General features: G+C 32.5%; 18 protein-coding genes and 1 pseudogene. 16 read left to right on the forward strand and 3 right to left on the reverse strand.

What is annotated here, in order from left to right; genetic code table 11:
• Positions 1–58 precede the first annotated feature (58 nt).
• The 10 genes from VIM70_RS02560 (at position 59) to VIM70_RS02605 (ending at position 8555) form a co-directional block, all read left to right on the forward strand.
• Positions 59–844, forward strand: a complete 786-nt coding sequence (locus tag VIM70_RS02560) for a putative hydro-lyase (protein WP_333783841.1) — start codon at positions 59–61, stop codon at positions 842–844.
• A 350-nt stretch (positions 845–1194) separates the two neighbouring features.
• Positions 1195–1971 (forward strand): ABC transporter ATP-binding protein, encoded by a 777-nt coding sequence (locus VIM70_RS02565; protein ID WP_331943837.1) that lies wholly within the window; start codon positions 1195–1197, stop codon positions 1969–1971.
• Positions 1961–3487 (forward strand): AMP-binding protein, encoded by a 1527-nt coding sequence (locus VIM70_RS02570; protein WP_331943839.1) that lies wholly within the window; start codon positions 1961–1963, stop codon positions 3485–3487. The genes VIM70_RS02565 and VIM70_RS02570 overlap by 11 nt, the downstream gene beginning before the upstream one ends.
• Positions 3488–3492: 5 nt before the next feature.
• Positions 3493–4488 (forward strand): ABC transporter substrate-binding protein, encoded by a 996-nt coding sequence (locus tag VIM70_RS02575; RefSeq protein WP_331943841.1) that lies wholly within the window; start codon positions 3493–3495, stop codon positions 4486–4488.
• Positions 4489–4614: 126 nt separating this feature from the next.
• Positions 4615–4905 (forward strand): ABC transporter permease, encoded by a 291-nt coding sequence (locus VIM70_RS02580; protein ID WP_331943843.1) that lies wholly within the window; start codon positions 4615–4617, stop codon positions 4903–4905.
• 17 nt (positions 4906–4922) lie between these two features.
• Positions 4923–5144, forward strand: coding sequence for a 4Fe-4S dicluster domain-containing protein (locus VIM70_RS02585; RefSeq protein ID WP_331943845.1), 222 nt, complete (start codon positions 4923–4925; stop codon positions 5142–5144).
• 1 nt (position 5145) lies between these two features.
• Positions 5146–6318 (forward strand): 2-oxoglutarate ferredoxin oxidoreductase subunit alpha, encoded by a 1173-nt coding sequence (locus VIM70_RS02590; RefSeq protein WP_331943847.1) that lies wholly within the window; start codon positions 5146–5148, stop codon positions 6316–6318.
• Positions 6318–7163 carry a thiamine pyrophosphate-dependent enzyme gene (locus tag VIM70_RS02595; protein WP_331943849.1) on the forward strand — a complete coding sequence of 282 codons (846 nt, stop codon included), beginning with the start codon at positions 6318–6320 and terminating at the stop codon, positions 7161–7163. Before VIM70_RS02590 ends, VIM70_RS02595 begins: the two co-directional genes overlap by 1 nt.
• Positions 7156–7680: a 2-oxoacid:acceptor oxidoreductase family protein gene (locus VIM70_RS02600; RefSeq protein ID WP_331943851.1), complete on the forward strand. Its 525-nt coding sequence runs from the start codon at positions 7156–7158 to the stop codon at positions 7678–7680. Before VIM70_RS02595 ends, VIM70_RS02600 begins: the two co-directional genes overlap by 8 nt.
• A 101-nt stretch (positions 7681–7781) precedes the next feature.
• Positions 7782–8555 (forward strand): alpha/beta hydrolase, encoded by a 774-nt coding sequence (locus tag VIM70_RS02605; RefSeq protein WP_331943853.1) that lies wholly within the window; start codon positions 7782–7784, stop codon positions 8553–8555.
• A 136-nt stretch (positions 8556–8691) separates the two neighbouring features.
• Here VIM70_RS02605 and VIM70_RS02610 read toward each other — a convergent pair whose 3' ends face one another.
• On the reverse strand, positions 8692–9735 hold the full coding sequence (locus tag VIM70_RS02610; protein ID WP_331943855.1) for an aliphatic sulfonate ABC transporter substrate-binding protein: 1044 nt from the start codon (positions 9733–9735) through the stop codon (positions 8692–8694).
• Positions 9736–9812: 77 nt separating this feature from the next.
• Positions 9813–11006, reverse strand: a complete 1194-nt coding sequence (locus tag VIM70_RS02615) for an ROK family transcriptional regulator (RefSeq protein WP_331943857.1) — start codon at positions 11004–11006, stop codon at positions 9813–9815.
• A gap of 610 nt (positions 11007–11616) precedes the next feature.
• Here VIM70_RS02615 and thiS point away from each other — a divergent pair.
• The 6 genes and pseudogenes from thiS to VIM70_RS02645 all read left to right on the forward strand — a co-directional run bounded on the left by thiS (position 11617) and on the right by VIM70_RS02645 (position 18862).
• The gene (thiS, locus tag VIM70_RS02620) at positions 11617–11832 is read left to right on the forward strand and encodes a sulfur carrier protein ThiS (RefSeq protein WP_331943859.1); all 216 of its coding nucleotides are present in this window, start codon (positions 11617–11619) and stop codon (positions 11830–11832) included.
• A complete protein-coding gene (locus tag VIM70_RS02625; protein ID WP_331943861.1) occupies positions 11822–12649 on the forward strand; it encodes a molybdopterin-synthase adenylyltransferase MoeB in 828 nt (275 codons plus the stop codon). The genes thiS and VIM70_RS02625 overlap by 11 nt, the downstream gene beginning before the upstream one ends.
• Complete coding sequence (locus tag VIM70_RS02630) at positions 12649–13056, forward strand: M67 family metallopeptidase (protein ID WP_331943863.1); 408 nt, start codon at positions 12649–12651, stop codon at positions 13054–13056. Before VIM70_RS02625 ends, VIM70_RS02630 begins: the two co-directional genes overlap by 1 nt.
• A gap of 39 nt (positions 13057–13095) precedes the next feature.
• Positions 13096–15396 carry a sulfurtransferase TusA family protein gene (locus VIM70_RS02635; protein ID WP_331943865.1) on the forward strand — a complete coding sequence of 767 codons (2301 nt, stop codon included), beginning with the start codon at positions 13096–13098 and terminating at the stop codon, positions 15394–15396.
• Between the two features lie 17 nt (positions 15397–15413).
• Positions 15414–16646: pseudogene (locus tag VIM70_RS02640) on the forward strand (O-acetylhomoserine aminocarboxypropyltransferase/cysteine synthase family protein).
• Between the two features lie 155 nt (positions 16647–16801).
• The gene (locus tag VIM70_RS02645; protein WP_331943867.1) at positions 16802–18862 is read left to right on the forward strand and encodes an alpha-amylase family glycosyl hydrolase; all 2061 of its coding nucleotides are present in this window, start codon (positions 16802–16804) and stop codon (positions 18860–18862) included.
• 100 nt (positions 18863–18962) lie between these two features.
• On the opposite strand, the gene VIM70_RS02650 is transcribed toward VIM70_RS02645, so the two are convergent.
• Positions 18963–20396: a glutamate synthase subunit beta gene (locus VIM70_RS02650; RefSeq protein WP_331943869.1), complete on the reverse strand. Its 1434-nt coding sequence runs from the start codon at positions 20394–20396 to the stop codon at positions 18963–18965.
• Positions 20397–20409 lie beyond the last annotated feature (13 nt).

A 20409-nucleotide genomic window follows, 5' to 3' on the forward strand; every position in this document is an offset into this window, starting at 1 on the left:
AAAAATTATTTTCTATGTTACAATGGATAGTAGAAGAAATTAATTAAAGGAGAGGGTAATAGTGAAGTTTAATAATGGAGAACAGGCTAGGAACGAAATAAGACTTGAAAACTGGACAGGGCCTACACCAGGTCTAGCTTATGGATATACTCAGGCCAATCTGGTGATATTACCTGCTAAATATGCAATGGATTTTCTTATATTCTGTCAGCGAAATCCAAAACCTTGCCCTATTTTAGATATTTGTGAACCTGGAAAATTCACACCTAGTATGATCGCTCCTACGGCAGATATCCGTACAGATATACCCAAATATCGCGTTTACCGGGATGGAATATTGGTTGAAGAAGTGAATAATATCTTAAATTTGTGGTCTGAGGATTTGGTCTCTTTTCTTCTTGGCTGTAGTTTTACCTTTGAAAAGGCGCTGTCAGATGCAGAAATTAGTATACGACATATTGAAGAGAATTGTAATGTTCCTATGTATATAACAAATATAGAATGCAATCCAGCTGGAATTTTTAATGGACCTACTGTTGTAAGTATGAGACCAATAAAAAAAGAGTTGGTTGAAAAAGCTGTCGCCATTACAGGAAGGTTCCCTAGGGTTCACGGGTCACCAATACATATAGGAGATCCAGAAAAAATTGGTATAAAAGACATATCAAAACCGGATTTTGGAGATCCTGTAACAATCAAAGAGGGAGAGGTGCCCGTATTCTGGGCGTGTGGTGTTACACCACAGGCAGTAGTAATGAATGTCAAACCAGAGTTTGTAATAACTCATGCTCCCGGATGTATGTTTATTTCTGATATAAAGGATGATGATTTAGCAACATACTAATAAAAATTAAGACTAAAAATTATAGTCCAACACACTAATGAATTTAAATTTTATGGATAATGAAAAGAGTTTCAAATCAGAATAATTTGATTTGAAACTCTTTTTGTTTTATTTGATCTAGTTGTTCAGACCTCAATATTTTTCTTCAACATGTTATATATGTTAATCTAAAGAAAATAAATGAAAAATATACTTGACATTGTTTTAGAAGAGTATTAATATAGTAACAATATATAAACAAACATACTGGAATACTAGGTATTAATCATTCGAATAAAATAACAGAAATTAAAATAATCAATTTTTTAATTAAAAATTAATATATTGTTAATTTGAAATGAGGTGAGTAATTGTCAATACAAGCGAAACATATCATTAAAAAATACAAAAGTTCTGATAAAAAAGATGATTTTATTGCATTAAATAACGTTTCTTTTGAAGTGAATGATAATGAATTTATTTGTTTACTCGGACCTTCTGGATGCGGGAAATCCACTTTACTTAAAATTATTGCAGGATTAATTAATGCTGACAGTGGAAATGTGAAAATAGATAATAAAATTGTAACAAAACCAGGGAAAGATAGAGGAATGGTATTTCAAGATTATGCCTTATTTCCATGGTTAACAGTAGAAAGAAATGTAGCATTAGGGTTAGAAATCAGAAAAGAAAGCAAACAGGAAATAAGGAAAAAGGTTGCTTGGTATATTGAGTTAGTTGATCTAAGAGGGTTTGAGAAATCCTATCCTCATCAACTATCTGGTGGCATGAAACAAAGAGTTGCAATCGCAAGGGTTCTTGCAATGAGTCCCAATATACTTTTAATGGACGAGCCTTTTGGTGCTCTTGATGCATTTACAAGAATGAATTTACAAGAAGACTTAATGAAACTTTGGAAAAAGCAAAATTTTACTTCAGTATTTGTTACACATGATGTTGATGAAGCTGTCTATTTGGCCGATAAAATTGTTGTTATGACATCATCACCTGGTGAAATTAAAACAATAGTCCCAGTTGAACTGCCTAGGCCACGAGAACGTACAAGTCAAGAATTTGTTTCCATAAGAAATTATGTACTTGAACAATATGGATATAAAGATGAGAGGAATGTTGAATATGAAATTTAATACATTAAAGGAATTAGTAAATGATAGAGCTTCTAAAAGTGGCAATAGTATATTCCTTGTTTCTCCCATAAATGAAGAAAGCATAAGTTTTTATGAATTTAAAGAAGAAGTCGATAAAATCGGAGAAATTCTTATTTCTAATGGAGTTAAAAAGGGAGATAAAGTATCTGTAATTTTGAAAAATGGAATTGAAGCATCAACTAGTTTTTTCGGAATTACAAATATCGGTGGAGTTGTAGTTCCAATTAACATTTCCTTAAAAGAAAAAGAGCTCGAGTATTTAATAGTCAATTCAGATAGTAAGTATATTATTACAAATGAAGAGTTTTTAAATTCTATGTTAAGTGATACTAACATAGTGAGTAAAGTAAATATAGGTAGGGACTTAGTATTGATAAAACTTATAAATCAATTAAGTGATGATTATTGTGATAATAATGAATTAACCAAAAAAGATTTAGCTTTAATTCTATATACATCAGGTACCACAGGAAACCCCAAAGGGGTTATGCTAACACATGAGAATTTGCTAGTTGAAGCAGAACACATTTCTATGGCACATGGATTAAATAGAAAAGATATTGCTCTTTGTATATTACCACTCTTCCATATTAATGGTTTAGTAGTTACTTTAATTACACCACTGTTTGTTGGAATTAAAGTAGTAATGCCAGAAAAATTTAGTGTTAGCATGTTTTGGAGATGGATAAATAAATATCGTGTTACTTGGTTTAGTGCAGTTCCAACAATTTTGTCTATTATTCTTTCAAAAGAAGTAGATGAAAAGTTAGATTTAAGTTGTATGAGATTTGCAAGATCTGCATCAGCGGCATTACCGATAGCAGTTATAGAAGAATTTCAGAATAGATTTCATGTTCAAATTATTGAGTCTTATGGAATATCAGAAGGTGCAAGTCAAATTACAACAAATCCAGTACCACCACAAAAGACTAAGGTAGGATCTGTCGGTTTTGGATTTGGTAATGAGCTAAGGGTTGTTGATGAAAATCTTAATGAACTGCCAGCTTTTAAGCAAGGAGAAATAATTGTACAAGGAGATAATATTGCAATTGGATATTATAAAAACGAAATTGCTACAAAAGAAGCTTTTGTTGATGGATGGTTCCATACAGGAGATATAGGATATTTTGATGATGAAGGATACTTATTTATATCAGGACGAAAAAAAGAACTTATTAATAGGGCTGGTGAAAAGTTTTCGCCAAGAGAAATCGATGAAGTATTATATATGATTCCAGAAGTTGAATTAGCAGCAACTGTAGGAATTCCGAATAATCTCTATGGAGAGGAAGTTGTAGCATACGTTAAGTTGAAAAATAACAAAGATTTAGATGTATCTGAAATAATAAATTTTTGCACAGAGAGATTAGCATACTTTAAAGTGCCTAAGGAAATATTCTTTGTAAATGAATTTCCACAAGGACCAAATGGTAAAATTCAAAGACTAAAATTCAAAAAGATATATGAAGATAATAAAGAAAAATGGGGGGCGTAAATAATATGAAAAAGAAGATTGTTTTATTAGTAAGTTTAGTTTTAAGTTTAACTTTAGTACTTATGGGATGCCAAAAGTCATCGAAAAATGAAGCTACCAAAGCAGCTAAAGCAAAAACAATAAAAGTTGGTTCAATAAGAGCATTAGGAACAATTACACCATATATTTCTGTTGAAGAAGGAATATATAAGAAGCAAGGAATTAATGTTCAAATTGTAGATTTTGCTGATGGAGCTGCTCTTATGGAGGCTTTTGCTACTGGTGATATTGATATCGCCTTTTGTGGAATTGCACCAATAGCTACGTGGCAATCGAAGGGAAGTGAACTTAAGATAGTTGCATCTGCTAATGGTGGAGGGCATGTTATCATTACAAGAAAGGATAGTGGGATAAATTCTATTGCAGAGTTAGCTGGACATAAAATAGCAGAACCTAATCCAGGTACTGTAACGGATACATTACTTAGAGATTATATATTACCATCAAGTAAGCTTAAAGTCCCAAAAGATATTCAAATTGTATCGGGATTAAAACCGGCTGATATGGCTACCGCTCTTACAGCAACTCGTCAAGTTGATGCCGCAATTACCTGGGAACCATTTGCGTCTCAAGCAGAGAGTAAAGATCCTAACATTAAAGTATTATATGACGCTGCAAAAGAAATTCAAACAAAAACTGGATCAAAAGCTTTATATCCTGTAAATGTCGTAGCTGCAAGTCAAAAATTTATTGATGATAATCCAGCACTTCTAAAATCATTTTTAGCAGGTTATGTAAAAACAGTTGATTTTATTAATAACGATCCTACTGCAAACGACAAAATAGCAAAGGCATTATCATTAGATAAAGCTATTATAGTAAAAGCAAGAAAACGTGTTGATTATACATATAAAGTAGATGTTCCAGGATCTTTTAAAACCCTTGATTGGGCACATAATCTTGGGTATCTAAAGGTAGTTCCAAAAGAAAAAGAATTGTTTGATTTAAGATTCTTGCCATAATTATTGGCTAGGGAGATGATAAAGTGAAAAAGAAGTTAATGCCAATGTTTCAGACTACGTTATCTATTGCCATATTACTATTGATATGGACTATTGCATCTAATACAGGCATTTTTGGGAGGGTCAGTGTTAAGGCAAGTAATTCGCTGGTGCATTGCTCCAAGTATTATCCCATACATTGTTAGCGGATTTAAATTAGGGCTTGGATTTGCATGGAGAGTAGTAATTGCAGCAGAGCTTGTAGGAGTGCCTGACGGCTTAGGTTTTGTATTAAATGTAGGTAGGAACACAGGTGATACGGCAGTTACAATTGTAACGATTATTTGCTTAGGTGCAATTATGATTATAATGGAACAATTGTTTTTTGCACCAATTGAGAAAATAACAAGGTTTTGGCGTGTTCAAGTATATGAATAGGGGGAATTATAACAGTTATGAGTAATAAATATAATGTTTCAATTGATTTTAATGCGTGTAAGGAATGTGGTTATTGTAAACTTGTTTGTAAAAAGGACGTTTTTGAAAAAGGAAGCGACTTCAATGAAAAAGGATATAGATCATATAAAGTAGTAAATGCAGATAAATGTGTTGGATGTAATAAATGTTTTTTTGCATGTCCTGATTTTGCATTAAAAGTAGAGAAAGTGGAGGATTAATATGAAAAGAATATTTGATACAGGAAATGCAGCGATTACAGAGGCGGCAATAATCGCAGGCTGTGAGGTATATGCCGGATATCCAATAACTCCATCAACAGAAATTGCTGAGAATATGTCAAGAAGGCTTCCACAAGTTGGTGGATATTATATTCAAGCGGAAGATGAACTTGCAGGCTTATATATGTGCCTCGGTGCCTCACTGGGTGGTAAAAAGGTAATGACATCCACATCAGGACCGGGTTATGTCTTATTTTCAGATCCTTATGGTTGGGGAATAAGTTGTGAAATCCCAGTTGTAATAATTGATGCGCAAAGGGTTGGACCAGTTAGTGGAATTACTGGTGCACCAGGACAAGGAGAATTTTATTTAAGTAGATATCCAACTCATGGAGGAAACTTTGAAACAATAGTACTTGTACCATCTAGTGTTCAAGAAGCATTCCAGCTTACTATTGAAGCTTTTTATTTAGCAGAGCGTTTTAGAACCCCAGTAACTATTTTAGCAGATCAGTTAGTAACTGATGGTTGGGAATCCTTTTGTATACCAGAAACCCAGGAAGAAAGAAATGAAATGGGAATAAAGGTTTTAGAAAGAAAAGTTAATTATGGACCAGTTTTTTATCCAGCAACGGATGAAATTGATATTCCACCAGTTGTACTTGGACATAATACTGGGGCTGCATGTTCCGACTGGACACCAACCGAGGATGGATATGATACAGAAGATCCGGCTGCACATATGAAGCATTCCTATAGATTGGTTTATAAGATTAGAAATCATAGAGATATAATTGATCGTCACGAAGAACATTTTCTAGATGGTGATCCAGAACTTATATTAGTTGCTTATGGAAGTCCTGCAAGAGTTGTGATAAGTGCAGTAAAAAAAGCTAGGGAATTAGGACTTAAAGTTGGTTGTATTAGATTAATTTCTATTTGGCCTTTCCAAGATAAGTTATTCTCTAGAAAAACTAAGTATTTATCTGTAGAACTTAACTTTGAGGGACAGCTTGTACGTGAAGTACAAAGGGCTACCTCAAACGGTAGTGAAGTACATTTTTTCGGGAAATGTGGTGAACTTCCGTCAGTTAATGAACTAATTGGTGTTATAAAAAATGTGTTAAATAACGAACCTATTGTAACTGAGCAATGGAAATCGGAGGCGTGGTAATGGATAATTTAGCAAATAAATACCTAAGAGCACAAAAGATACCAAGTACCGCATGTAGTGGATGTGGCTTAGGGCAAGTTCATAAGAAAGTAGTTATGGCAATTGATGAATTAAATCTTGGAATAGAAGATGTCGTATGGGGAACTGGAATTGGTTGCGCAGGAAGACAGACATTTAATACTTGGAAAGGTGACAATTTTGCAGGAACACACGGACGTGTGTATGCATTAGCAGCAGGACTTAGAGTTGCATTAGCTCCTGAAAAGAAAATTATATTAACTGTTGGTGATGGTGATGCTTTTGGTATTGGATTATTACATTTATTACATTGTGCAAGGCGTAATGTAGATATAACAGTAATAGTTGCAGATAATTTTGGATATCAATCAACTGGTGGGCAATTTGGATATACAACACCTATAGGATATAAGACCGATAGTAGTCCTTATGGTATGAATGAGGCAAATTGGACGCAAAATGGTATTGATATACTTAAAATTCTTAAGGATGCTGGTGCTACATTCTTAGCTAGACATACTAGTTTTGAAGGTCAATCCGCAGTTGAAAGTATAAAAAAAGGAATTGAAAATAAAGGTTTTTCCTTAATTCACGCCCTTTATCCATGTGTTACAAACTTTGGAGGAAGAGCACTCGGAAGTAGAAAACCAGAAGATAGCTATAAATGGTTCAAAGAGATTACATTAAAAAAAGATGAGGAAGTTAAAGAAGGTAAAATAGGATTTCATACAGGAGTATATTATGATGGGACGGATACAAGAGTGGAATTCGCAACAAATATAAGAGAATTTACTGATAGAATTGAAGGCGGTGCTAAACATGTCTAAACGCACAGAAGTATTAGTAAGTGGATTTGGTGGACAAGGAGTAGTTCGTATTGGACAAATACTAGGAGTTTCTTCAGTTTTAGAAGGCTTATTTACAACTATGCTTGTTAGCCATGGAACGGAGACTCGGGGAGGTTATGTTCGTACTCAAATTGTTATTTCTGATGAAGTGGTAGATAGCCCTGTTGTTGAAGAACCAACAATTTTTTGCGCTTTATCTAAGGCTGCATATAATAAATTCTATAAAATGGTGAATAGCGGTATTATAATTTATGACCCCGCATTCATTACACCAGATAAAAGTATAAATATAATACAAATTCCAATTCCCGCTAGAGATTTAGCTGTTGAAAAGCTTGGAAATGATATTTTTGCAAACATGATTCTATTTGGTAAAATAATTAAATTTTTAGATGGAAAGATTACAAGAGAACTTGCTATTGAAGCATTAAAACAACGTATCCCAAGAATGATAGACGAAAATATAAGGGCATTTGATATTGGGTATTCATTGTAATAATGATTAGATTATTAATATTTAAAATATGCGATTTTAAAATTTAAGATTAATGAAAAAATAAAAGGGAAGGTGTACAAAAATATACGGAGGTGATTTAAATGCAAAAAACAGTTGAAATCGAAAGTGGTAAATTGAAACTTCGTGGAATGTTACATGTCCCAGATAATATAAATGGTAAGGTTCCGATAGTTATAATACTTCATGGCCTTTGTGGAGATAAAATGGGTCCGTATTTTATCTTTGTAAAGCTCTCTAGACTACTAGAAAAAGTAGGAATAGCAAGTATAAGATTTGATTTTGCTGGTAGCGGCGAAAGTGATGGGGATTTTATAGATATGACTGTGGGTAGTGAACTTAAAGATGCAAATAACATTTTGAACTACGTAAGGACCTTAGATTTTGTAGATAATGATAATGTAGGAATAGTAGGATTGAGCATGGGAGGAGCAGTTGCTAGCATGTTAGCAGGAAACAGAAAAAGTGAAATAAAAACAATATGTTTATGGGCACCTGCGGGAAACATAGATGAAATAATTTTGGATAAGCACTATATTGCTGGTAACTATGAGAAATTTAGAAGGTTGGGTTATTTTGATGTTGAAGGATTACTTCTTGGAACGGGATTTGTGGATAATATAAAAGAACTAAGAATATATGAAAAAACATCTGCATATGATAAAAAGTCACTTATAATTCATGGGGAAAAAGATGATGTAGTTCTATTAAGTGCATCCCAAAAGTATATTTGTTATTTTGGTGAGTCTTCGAAGTTACAAGTAATTAGTGGGGCGAATCATACTTTTGATAAAAAGGAGTGGGAAGAGCAAGTAATTGAGTCTACACTAGATTTCTTAGGAAAACAACTAAAATGAAATTTTGAAATATTGAATATAAATGTTAATATTGAATAAAAAATATAACAAGACTGTAAATAGATTGGCAACTCAATCAGTTTACAGCCTTGTTATTTATGTGATTACTTAAAACGATATATAGAAATACTTAATTTTATTGTATTTGAGCAAGGCCTTTATCTTTTAGTACTTTATTCAATATAGTAAGGTTAAATAAATCCTTTGTATCTGGTTCTGTCTTTAAGAAACCTTCTTTAACTGAAGATTTAACAAAGTCGAGTACTGAGTCCTTTTCTGGATTATTTGTAACTGTTAATCTCTTAAAAGCAGCATCTAAAACATCAGTCGCTATTGATTTTTTAGTTAATTCAGTAATTTGTTTATTAACTATTTTCTTAGCTTCCCCTGGATTTTTATTAATATAATCTGTTGTCTCTACATGATTTTTTATAAAATTTTCAACAATTTGTGGGTGATCCTTTAAAAATTGAGTTCTAACAACTACAACAGCAGTAGTATATTTTCCTTCTCTAAATATATCTTTATAATCTAAAATGATATTTGCTTTTGCCTCTTTAATAAGTCTAGAACCCCAAGGTTCTGGCACGAGTGCACCATCTATATCTCCCTTTTGTAGTAATGTTAAAATATCTGCATTTGCTGCTTGACTTATTTCAACGGTTCCACCTTTTGTTTTATCTTTAAGTCCATTCTTGGATAAAATACTTCTAAGTGTTAAATCTTGAGTGTTTCCAAACTGTGGAACTGCAATTTTCTTACCACTTAAATCTTTTAAATTTTTAATAACCAATCCTTTTCTAGATACAAATATAGCACCTGCATCTGTTGCACCTGCAATAATTTGAATATCTCCTTTTGATTTTGCATATCCATTAATAGCTGGTCCGGGTCCTATATAACCAATATCAATAGCACCTGCAAAAAGTGCCTCTATTTCAGATGGACCTGCATTAAATAGTTTCCAATCTATTTTGTTAGCTGCGCCTACAGCCTTCTGAAAAGTTCCCTGTTCGCGGCCTACAAGAGCTTGTGAATGAGTTATGTTTGGAAAATATCCAACCCTTACATTAACTGCTTCACTTTCTGCTTTTTTTGATGAGCATCCAGTTATTCCTCCAAGTAATGAAAGACCTAATAATAATACAATTGATAATTTAAAACCCTTTGAATTTTTCAACTTATATCCCCCTATTTGAAATTAGTTTTATTACCTTTGTAAATAAAAATTTTTAAATATTTAAACTGATACTTATTCTAAATGTCTTCGATTACTAGAGCCACGGCTCCAATTGAAATTGCATTTTCTTTAAAAAATCCCCCTCTACTGAAAATAATTTTTTTTCTTCTGTCAGGATGCAATTTTTTAAATACAATGTTTATACATTCATCATAAAATAGCTTTGAGTTAATTATTAAAGGACCACTTAATATTACTAATCCTGGATTTAGAAGATTTATATAATTAACTAATCCAGTGCCTAAAATTAATGCAGAATTTCTAATTATCTCTTTAGCTAAAGTATCATTTTTATCTGCTGCAATACAAATATCTCTATAACCTATATCTTGCAAGGCTTTACGGATGATAGTAAATCTGCCTTTTTTAACTTCTGATGAAAACTTCTTTATTATTGCATTAATAGATGAATAACTTTCTATGCATCCTAAGTTTCCACATTTGCACTGTTCTCCATTAATATCAACGATCATGTGTCCTAAAGCATCTTCCTCATCATTTATTGTTTTTATGAGTTTGCCTGATAAAACAGTTCCTGTTCTTATTCCAATACCAAGATTTAAATAAGCAATATTTTCAATCCCTTTTCCAACACCATAAAAATATTCTCCTGTAACGGCGGCATTTACCCCGTTTTCAAATACAATTGGACACTTTAATTTTGATTCTAGCATTGATCTTATAGGGACATTAGACCACCCTGGTGCACTAAAATTAATAGGACTTATCATTATTCCGTTTTTTATATCTAAGGGTCCAACAGTGCCGAGTCCTATACCTACTAATTTGGTATAATTTAAACTAAGATTTACGTATGCCTTATTAACAATCTCATCGATTCTTCTCACAGTTTCATCTGGAGAGCAAAAAGCATCCATGTAAAACATTTCTTTATATAGAATTTCCATTTTTAAATTAGTAATAATTACCTGCGTATATACTCTAGATAAATCTATACCTATAATATAAAATTCCCGTAAATTTACGTCATATAAAATTGGTTTTCGCCCACCTGTAGATTCACCTATACATTTCTGAACTATAATTCCATGTTTTACTAAAGGTTCAATTGTGTAATTTAATGTAGTTAATTTAATATTTGATAGAATAGATATTTCACTTTTAGAAATAGGTCCGTGTTTTTGAAGAGAATAGAATATCTTTTTTTCTTCGTTACTTAAATTTTTTAGTATATTAAGGTTATCTTTCACAGTTATGCCTCACCGACTTAATCTTGATATTTTTAAATTTTATTCTTAAGTTTTCACTATTTCGTTAGAAGTAATTGAGAGGATTTTCTTACAAATATACTTTTGCATTAAGTATATTTAATGAAACAAAATTTTTAAAGAAGAAAGCATACTTAACCTATAGGTTAGATGTATGTTATCATGTAATAAATCAATTGTCAATACAATTTTTAATATAATTATAATGATTTTTTCTTGCATCTAACATAGTTTTTTTCATTGAAAATGTAATAAGAATATATCATTCTAGTATGAATAAGTTAATCATTAGAAAGTAGTTAGGGTAGTTTAATGCAACAAAATTTTGTTGAATTGACTATGAGTAATTCATTAAAAAATAATAAAAAATTATTGACATGTTTTTACTAATGTAATACTATCTATGGTATAATAAATCAAACATACAGGTTTTGTATGAAACGGAAACTGAAAGCTTCAAATTGGTGGAATTTTAACTTTAGATGTTATTATAAGCGCAAGTTTGGGTAAGTTACAAGAAAACAATTGAGAATACACTATAATTATTTATAAAAAGTTAAAGTGAATTATTGAGAGTATAGGAGGAATAAATATGAATATTAAAGTTAATGGCGAAGTAAAAGAAATCAAAGATGGTGTCAGTGTCACTGAAATGTTAAAAATTGAAAATGTTGAAATGCCAGATATGGTTTCAGTTCAATTAAATGGTGAATTTGTAGAAAGAGATATATTCCAGGAAACTGTATTAAAGGAAAATGACGAAATAGAAGTCTTATATTTCATGGGAGGCGGAAGTTTTGGACTTTAATGATGAGCAAATTGAAAGATACTCAAGACATATATTATTGCCAGAGGTTGGAGTTGAAGGACAAGAAAAATTACTTGAGTCAAAGGTTTTAATTATTGGAACAGGTGGGCTTGGCGCACCTGCTGCTATGTATTTGGCAGCTGCAGGAGTTGGCACAATTGGACTTGTAGATGGGGACGTTGTGGATCTTTCTAATCTGCAAAGACAAATTATACACCAAACTAAGGACGTAGGTAAACTTAAAGTTGAATCTGGAAAAGATACAATAAATGAACTTAATCCCGATGTAAATGTAATTACATACAATGAATTTGCAACTGCTGAAAATATTTTAGACATTATAAAAGATCAGGATTATGATTTTATTATAGATGGAACAGATAATTTTGCTGCAAAATTTCTAATAAATGATGCATGTGTACTAGCTAAAAAACCATTTTCTCATGCTGGAATAATAAGGTTTCAAGGACAACTTACAACGTACATTCCGGGAAACAATACACCTTGTTATAGATGCATTTTTCAAACACCGCCACCAGAAGGCATAGTGCCAACTTGTAGAGAAGCTGGAGTACTCGGAGTAATGGGAGGGGTAGTTGGAACTCTTCAAGCAACTGAGGCTATTAAATACATTTTAGGACTTGGGCAAACACTAGCAGGTTATTTGCTAACTTATGATGGACTGAAGATGGAATTCAAGAAAATAAAAATAAATCATAATAAAAGATGTGGAGTTTGTGGAGATAGCCCTACTATAACAGCTTTAATAGACTACGCTAATCCATCATGTGATTTAAAAACAGGAAAGCTAAACTGATGATTAGTATAGATAGCTTTGAGCTAAAAAAAATTGTAGAGCAGGCAAAATTGGAATTTCCTAATGAGTGCTGTGGATTTTTAGCAGGAACTAAAAGTGGAGATGAAATAGTTATAAAAAATATTTATCCACTTACAAATTTAGATAAAAGCAGTGAACACTTTTCAATGGATCCTAAAGAGCAGTTTAGTACAATAAAAATAATAAGAGAAGAAAATATGATTTTTATAGGCAATTATCATTCTCATCCTTATACGCCCTCAAGACCATCAGAGGAGGATATAAGACTCGCCTATGATCCAAATGTAATTTATGGAATTCTGTCACTTGAAAAAGAAGAACAAGTATTTAATTTATTTAAGATAAACAAAAGTGGGGTTATTAAACTTGAATACCAAGTTATTTAGTAAACATATTTTAAATAGCATAAAGGGGAGTGATTAGAGATGATTAATATTAATGAGGATAGTTACAAAGTTGTAGAAGATTTTAAAGAAAAAGCAAACAAGTATTTAAGTGGCGAACTTGACCCTATTAGATTTAAAGCATTTAGAGTTTCTATGGGTGTTTACGAACAAAGAACTTCAGAAACCTATATGGTAAGGACTAGAATACCTGGTGGAGTAATAACTTTAAAGCAATTTCAATGTATAAATGATATTTCAAAAAAATATGCAGCAGGTAAGATACGGTTTACTTCAAGGCAAGATATTCAGTTTCAAAATATACAGCTTCCAGATGTTTATAAAATTATGAAGGAACTTATAGAAGTGGGTATAATAACTAAAGGGACTGGCGGAAACACGGTAAGAAATGTTGAATGTTCCCCTCTTTCTGGAGTTTCTTTTGATGATATATTTGATGTAACACCATTTGTGCGTGAAGTTACTAATTATTTACTTAAAGATCCTAGTACTATGAACCTACCAAGAAAATATAAGATAGGTTTTTCAAACAGTCCCCAAGACACAGCAAACGCTACAATATCTGATTTGGGTTTTATAACAAAGATAGTTAATGGCAAAAAAGGGTTTGAGGTTTATGGTGGTGGTGGCTTTGGAGGAAATCCAAAAGTGTCAATAAAACTAAAAGACTTTATAGAAACTAAAGATGTTATCTATTATGTACAGGCTATGAAGGAACTCTTTGAAAGAGAGGGAGATAGAAGTAATAAACATAAAGCAAGAATAAGGTATATTGTTGAAAGATTAGGAGAAGAGAAATTCATCCAATTGTTTAATGAAGAACTAAAAAGAATAAAAGAGGGTAAAGATCTTGATTTAATAATAGATAATAAACTGGCTGAAGAGACTACCAAAAATACTGATTTTACTAAGATAAGCAAAAATTACGAGAGTGTTCTATTTAATCAAAAACAAGCAGGATATAACTCAGTGTATGTACACCCTCAAGGAGGAACCTTACAGGCGGAAAATCTACAAAATATTTTAGAATTTGTTAACAAATTGAATTATAAAATATCTATAAGGCTTACAAATACTCAGGGTTTTTTTGTAAGAGATTTAAAAGAAGAGGATGCAAAGAAGTTACTTGAAATAACAGGAGAATTTTCATCCAAGTTTGACATATACAATTCAGTAACATGTGCTGGTGCATCAACTTGTCAATTAGGACTTTGTTTATCGCAAAATCTTTTAAAAGCTATAGTGGAAGAATTTGAAAAATGTTGTACAGAAATTAAAACATCACTTCCTAGAATTTTTATATCAGGATGTCCTAATTCATGTGGAAGACATCAAATGGGTGAGATAGGATTAAGTGGACGCGCAAAAAGAACAGATGATGGGTTAATGCCAGCTTATTCCGTTTCATTTGGTGGAAGTGTTGGACATGGCGTGGCTAAAATGGGAGAGGTATTTGGGGATATTTCTGCAAAGAAGCTTCCAAAGTATCTTGTAGAATTAGCGGCACTTAAAAATACTTCCGGTTATGAGTGTTTTGAAGAATTTTTAAAAAATAGCGAAAAGGATATAAGGGTTTTAACTAATAAATATGGTATTGTGGAAACACTTAAAGAAAATGCGGATCTATATTATGATTTGGGAGCAAGTGAAAAATTCTCTATAGAGGGAAGAGGACCTGGAGAGTGTAGTACTGGAGTATTTGATGTTATGAAACTTGATTTATCTAATGCAGAAAGTGATCTCTTAAAATTTAAAGAGGGTAAAAAATCAAAAAATCTTTACCAAGCAGCAGTATCAGCAACTCGAACTCTTTTAATATTAAATGGAATAGACACAGCAAAGGATAGAGAAATTTTTAAACAATTTAATATAAGTTTTATTGAGACAGGATATGTTAAAAAAGATATACTTAATCTTTTCGATATACTAATTGATTATAAACTTGGCGATGTACTTGATATAACAAGTAGTGCCTTAGAGGTTGAATATCTTTATAATAAAGTAAAAGCAATGTATGATTCACTAAACGGAAAACTTGAAATAACACTTCCGAAGGAAGTAACACTAGAAACATTGGAAGAAGTCTCAAAGAGTAGTGACTTTGAAATTATTGATTTTAGAGGAGTTAAGTGTCCTATAAACTTTGTGAAAGTTAAGATTCAATTATCAAAAATAAAGTCTGGTGAAAAAAGAGGTTTTTATTTAGATGATGGGGACCCAATAAAAAATGTTCCGTTAAGTGCAGAGAAAGAAGGCAACAAGATAATATCAATTTACAATAATTATGATGGTTACAATTTGCTTGTACTAGAGAAAAAATAAACCTTAGAGGTGTAGAAATGAAATTTAACACTAAATTAATACATGGAAATTTAAGAAAAGATGAAACAGGAGCTACCAATACGCCACTTCATTTATCCAATGCGTTTGCTCATACAGCAGCGGAGGAACTTGAAGGTATAATGAAAGGTACAAGTATGGGATATGCTTATACTAGGATTTCTAACCCAACTGTTACTTCTTTCGAGAGAAGAATTGCGAGTATCGAAGGTGGCCTTGCGGCTACTGCAGCTGCTTCTGGTATGAGTGCTTTATATCTAGCAATAATGAATGTTGTTGAAAGTGGAGACGAAATAATAGCATCTAGTGGTCTCTTCGGGGGAACCTATACACTTTTGAAAAATCTAAAGAGTTATGGAATAAATGTTAAATTTCTAGACAATCTAGATAAAGATAGTTTAACAAATGCTATAAATGACAATACTAAAATTGTTTTTGCAGAAACTTTAGGCAATCCAAAGCTTGATGTATTAGATATAGAGGTTGTATCTAAGGTTTGCACTGATTATAATGTAATTTTCATTGTAGATTCTACTATAACAACTCCATACCTTATAAAGCCATTTGAGTATGGCGCAGATATTGTTATACATTCAACATCTAAATATATAAATGGAACCTCAAATTCTATTGGGGGAATTATAGTAGATGGAGGTAGCAATAAATACAAAGATATTAAGTATAAAAACTTTAGTGAGTATAATAAAAAATTTGGGAAAATGGCATATACTGCGAAGCTTAGAAATACTGTAGGTAAGGATATTGGAGCAACGCTGGCACCTTTTAATGCTTTTTTAAATCTAACGGGAGTAGAAACATTATCCCTTAGAATGAGAGAACATAACACTAATACTTTGGCAGTAGCTAAGTTTTTAAGCAAACATAGTAAGGTAACATTTGTAAATTATCCGAGTTTACCAAGTTCTAAATATTATGATATAGCACAAAAATATTATTAAAATGGAGCAAGTGGGGTTCTTACCTTTAGGCTTGGAAGCAAAGAAAATGCTTTTAATTTTATTAATAATTTGAAATTGATATTAAACATTACAAACATTGGAGATGCCAAAACCTTAATTATTCATCCTGCCTCAACAATATGTGCTAGTAACACTGAGACGGAAAAAGAACAAATGGGAGTTTTTGATGATCTACTAAGGTTGTCTGTTGGGATTGAAGATATTGAAGACATACTGCAAGATATAGAGAATGCCTTGGCATCCATTGTTTAAAGGTAATTTTTGGCAAGTTTAAGTTAAATCACTTGAACTTGTCTTTTTATTTATTTCTTAAAAGACAAAGGAATTTATAAAATCTAGTCGAATTAAACATAATAGTAATATATATTTTAATTTTTAATAATTATAAATATGAAAGGAACTTTTTCATGATGGATAATAAAAATAAACACATTAATATAATAGATATTGATCCATATCTCAAACCATTTGAAAGTGATATCAAACTTAGGGTGGACGCATATACAACTAGTAAAAAGAAATTATTGGGAAATCATCAAAGTTTTAATTCTTTTGCGAATGGAGACTTATATTATGGGTTTCATTTGATGGAGAATGGTTGGATTTATAGAGAATGGGCTCCTGGAGCAGATGCTCTTTATTTAATTGGTGATTTTAATTATTGGGATCCAAACGCACATCCATTGCAAAAGAAAGAAAATGGGAACTGGGAGATTTTTTTGAAAGGTTCACAAGCACTAAAACATATGTCACACGTTAAGGTAAGAGTGGTAGCTAAAGGAGTGTCAAGAGATAGAATACCTCTTTATATTAAAAGGGCTATTCAAGATCCTATTACTCACGATTTTGTAGGACAAATATGGCATCCGGATTTTGAATTTAAGTGGCAGGATAGTGAATTCGAGATTAACAGCGGGAAGTCATTGTTTATATATGAGGCTCATGTAGGTATGGCACAGGAAAAAGAAGCTATTGGTACTTTCAATGAATTTACGAAAATTATTCTTCCAAAGGTAAAAGCTGCTGGTTATAATACAATTCAGCTTATGGCGGTAATGCAACACCCGTATTATGCATCTTTTGGTTATCAAGTATCTAATTTTTTCGCCGTTTCCTCATGGTTTGGAACACCTGATGAGCTCAAAGCATTAATTAATGCTGCCCATCTTATGGGAATTGCAGTATTACTAGATTTAGTACATTCTCATTCTATTAAGAATATTGCAGAGGGAATAAATGAGTTTGATGGAACTGATTATCAGTTTTTTAATACAGGAACTAAAGGATATCATCCAGATTGGGATACAAAACTTTTTAATTATGGGAAACCAGAGGTTCTTCATTTCCTTTTGTCAAATATTAAGTTTTGGCTGGAAGAATATCATTTCGATGGCTATCGATTTGATGGCGTATCATCCATGTTATATCATCACCATGGGATTGGTGTAGCATTTACAAATTACAATAAATATTTTAGTATGGATACAAATATAGAAGCAATTACTTATCTTCAGTTTGCCAATGATTTAATAAGAGAAGTGAAACCTAATGCGATAACTATTGCAGAGGATATGAGCGGAATGCCTGGAATGTGCCTACCAGTGAAATTTGGTGGTATTGGATTTGATTATCGTTTGTCTATGGGAGTACCAGATCTTTGGGTGAAAATACTAAAAGAGATACCAGATGAGAAATGGAGCATGAGTCAGTTGTGGTATGAGCTAACTAGTCGTAGGCCACGTGAAAAGAATATAGGTTATTCTGAATCACATGATCAGGCACTTGTTGGTGATAAGACCCTAATGTTCCAATTAGGTGGTAAGGAAATGTATTCTCATATGCTTAAAAATGATGACAATTTAATAATAAGTAGAGCACTAGAACTTCATAAACTTATTAAATTTATTACTATAACTCTAGGTGGGGAGGGTTATTTAAACTTCATGGGAAATGAATTTGGTCACCCGGAATGGATTGACTTTCCGAGAGCAGGAAATAATTGGAGTTATCATTATGCAAGAAGACAATGGAGTCTTATGGAAAACAAAGATCTTAAGTATGAATATCTATCAAATTTTGATAGAGAAATGCTGGATTTATTGAGAACATATAATATTTTGGGTGCAACCGATTTACAAAATCTTTGGAACGATGAGGAAAATAAGATAATTGCTTTCAAAAAAGGTGGATTGGTATTTTTATTTAATTTTAATCCTTCTGTTTCTTTCCCAAAGTATGAACTCCCCACTGGAGACCAGTATGATTCACCCGCTGATGAAATGGGTAAATATAAGGTTATATTTAATAGTGACGAAGGTATGTTTGGTGGTTTTCGCAGAATTTCAACAAATTATATTTATCAAGCGAAGAAATTACAACATAAGGACAATAAAACTGGAATTACAATAAACACACCTAGCAGAACTGTGATGGTTTTAAAGAGAGTGACAATTATAAATAAAGATTAAAAATTCAAAATTCAATGTAAAAGGGGACGGTTCCCTAAAAGACTCTCGCATTTTGCAAGAATATTTTAGAGCATCGTCCCCAAATTTTATCATTGTATTATCAACTTAATGAAGTTTCCCCCATTAAATATTTATCAATATTTTTAGTAACAGAGCGACCTTCATATATTGCCCAAACAACCAATGATTGGCCTCGTTTCATATCTCCAGCGGCAAAAACACCTTGTATTTTAGTCATAGAATTCTCATCTACAATAACATTTCCGCGACCATCAAAGTCTAAACCTAAATCTGTAAGCATCCCTTCATGTTGTGGATGCAGAAAACCCATAGCTAAAATGACTAAGTCAACTTTGAGTTCAAATTCTGATCCTGGTATTTCACTCATTTGTTGACCACCTTTTCCATTAGGGGTCCATTCAACTTTAGAAGCATGAAGCGTATTAACCTTGCTATCCTCACCAGTGAATTTTCTTGTTGTAACATTCCAATCACGATTGCATCCTTCTTCATGAGAAGTAGTAGTTTTTAAAGTTCTCGGAAATGACGGCCATGGCATTGTAGCATCCCTATCTACAGGAGGTTTAGGCATAATTTCGAATTGATATACACTCTTAGCGCCTTGCCTTATTGCTGTTCCGATACAATCTGAACCTGTATCTCCTCCTCCGAGAACTAGTACTACTTTGTCTTTAGCAGTTATCTCTTCCTCGTCTATTTCTTTGCCTGAAACTCTTCTATTTTGTTGCCTTAGATAATCCATAGCATAGTGTACACCTTTGAGTTCTCTTCCTTCAACTTTTAAATCTCTAGGAATTGTACTTCCACCAGTTAAAGCTACTGCATCAAATTCAGATAAAAGATCTTCTGTGGGATAATCAACTCCAACATTTACATTAGTCTTAAAGTTAACTCCTTCTTCTTTCATAAAAGTTACTCTTCGTTCAACAATGCTTTTATCTAATTTGAAATCAGGTATTCCATATCTTAAAAGTCCACCTATTTCATCGGCCCTCTCGAATACAGTTACATCATGGCCTACAGAATTAAGCTGGGCAGCGGTGGCGAGGCCCGATGGACCTGAGCCAACAACAGCAACCTTTTTACCAGTGCGTACTCTAGGCTCTAGTGGTTTTGTCCACCCCTCTGAAAATGCTGTTTCAATAATGTTTAGTTCTATTTCCTTTATTGCAATAGGATTTCTATTGACACCTAATGTACATGAACCTTCACAAGGCGCGGGACAAATTCTGCCAGTAAACTCTGGAAAGTTATTTGTAAGGGTTAACCTGTTATATGCTTTTTCCCATTTGTTTTTATATACCATGTCATTCCAATCAGGAATTAGGTTTCCGAGTGGACAGCCCCAGTTACAGAAAGGAACACCACATTCCATGCACCTTGCACCTTGTTCACGTAATTTTTCTGTAGGAAATTTTACAAATAATTCTTTAGAATCATTAATTCTATCCTTTACAGGGCGTTTTTTTGCAGTTTCTCTTTTGAATTCTGTGAAACCATGCAATTTTCCCAAATTTAACACCTCC

This window comes from Clostridium sp. (assembly GCF_036569345.1).
Taxonomy (GTDB): domain Bacteria; phylum Bacillota; class Clostridia; order Clostridiales; family Clostridiaceae; genus Clostridium_AD.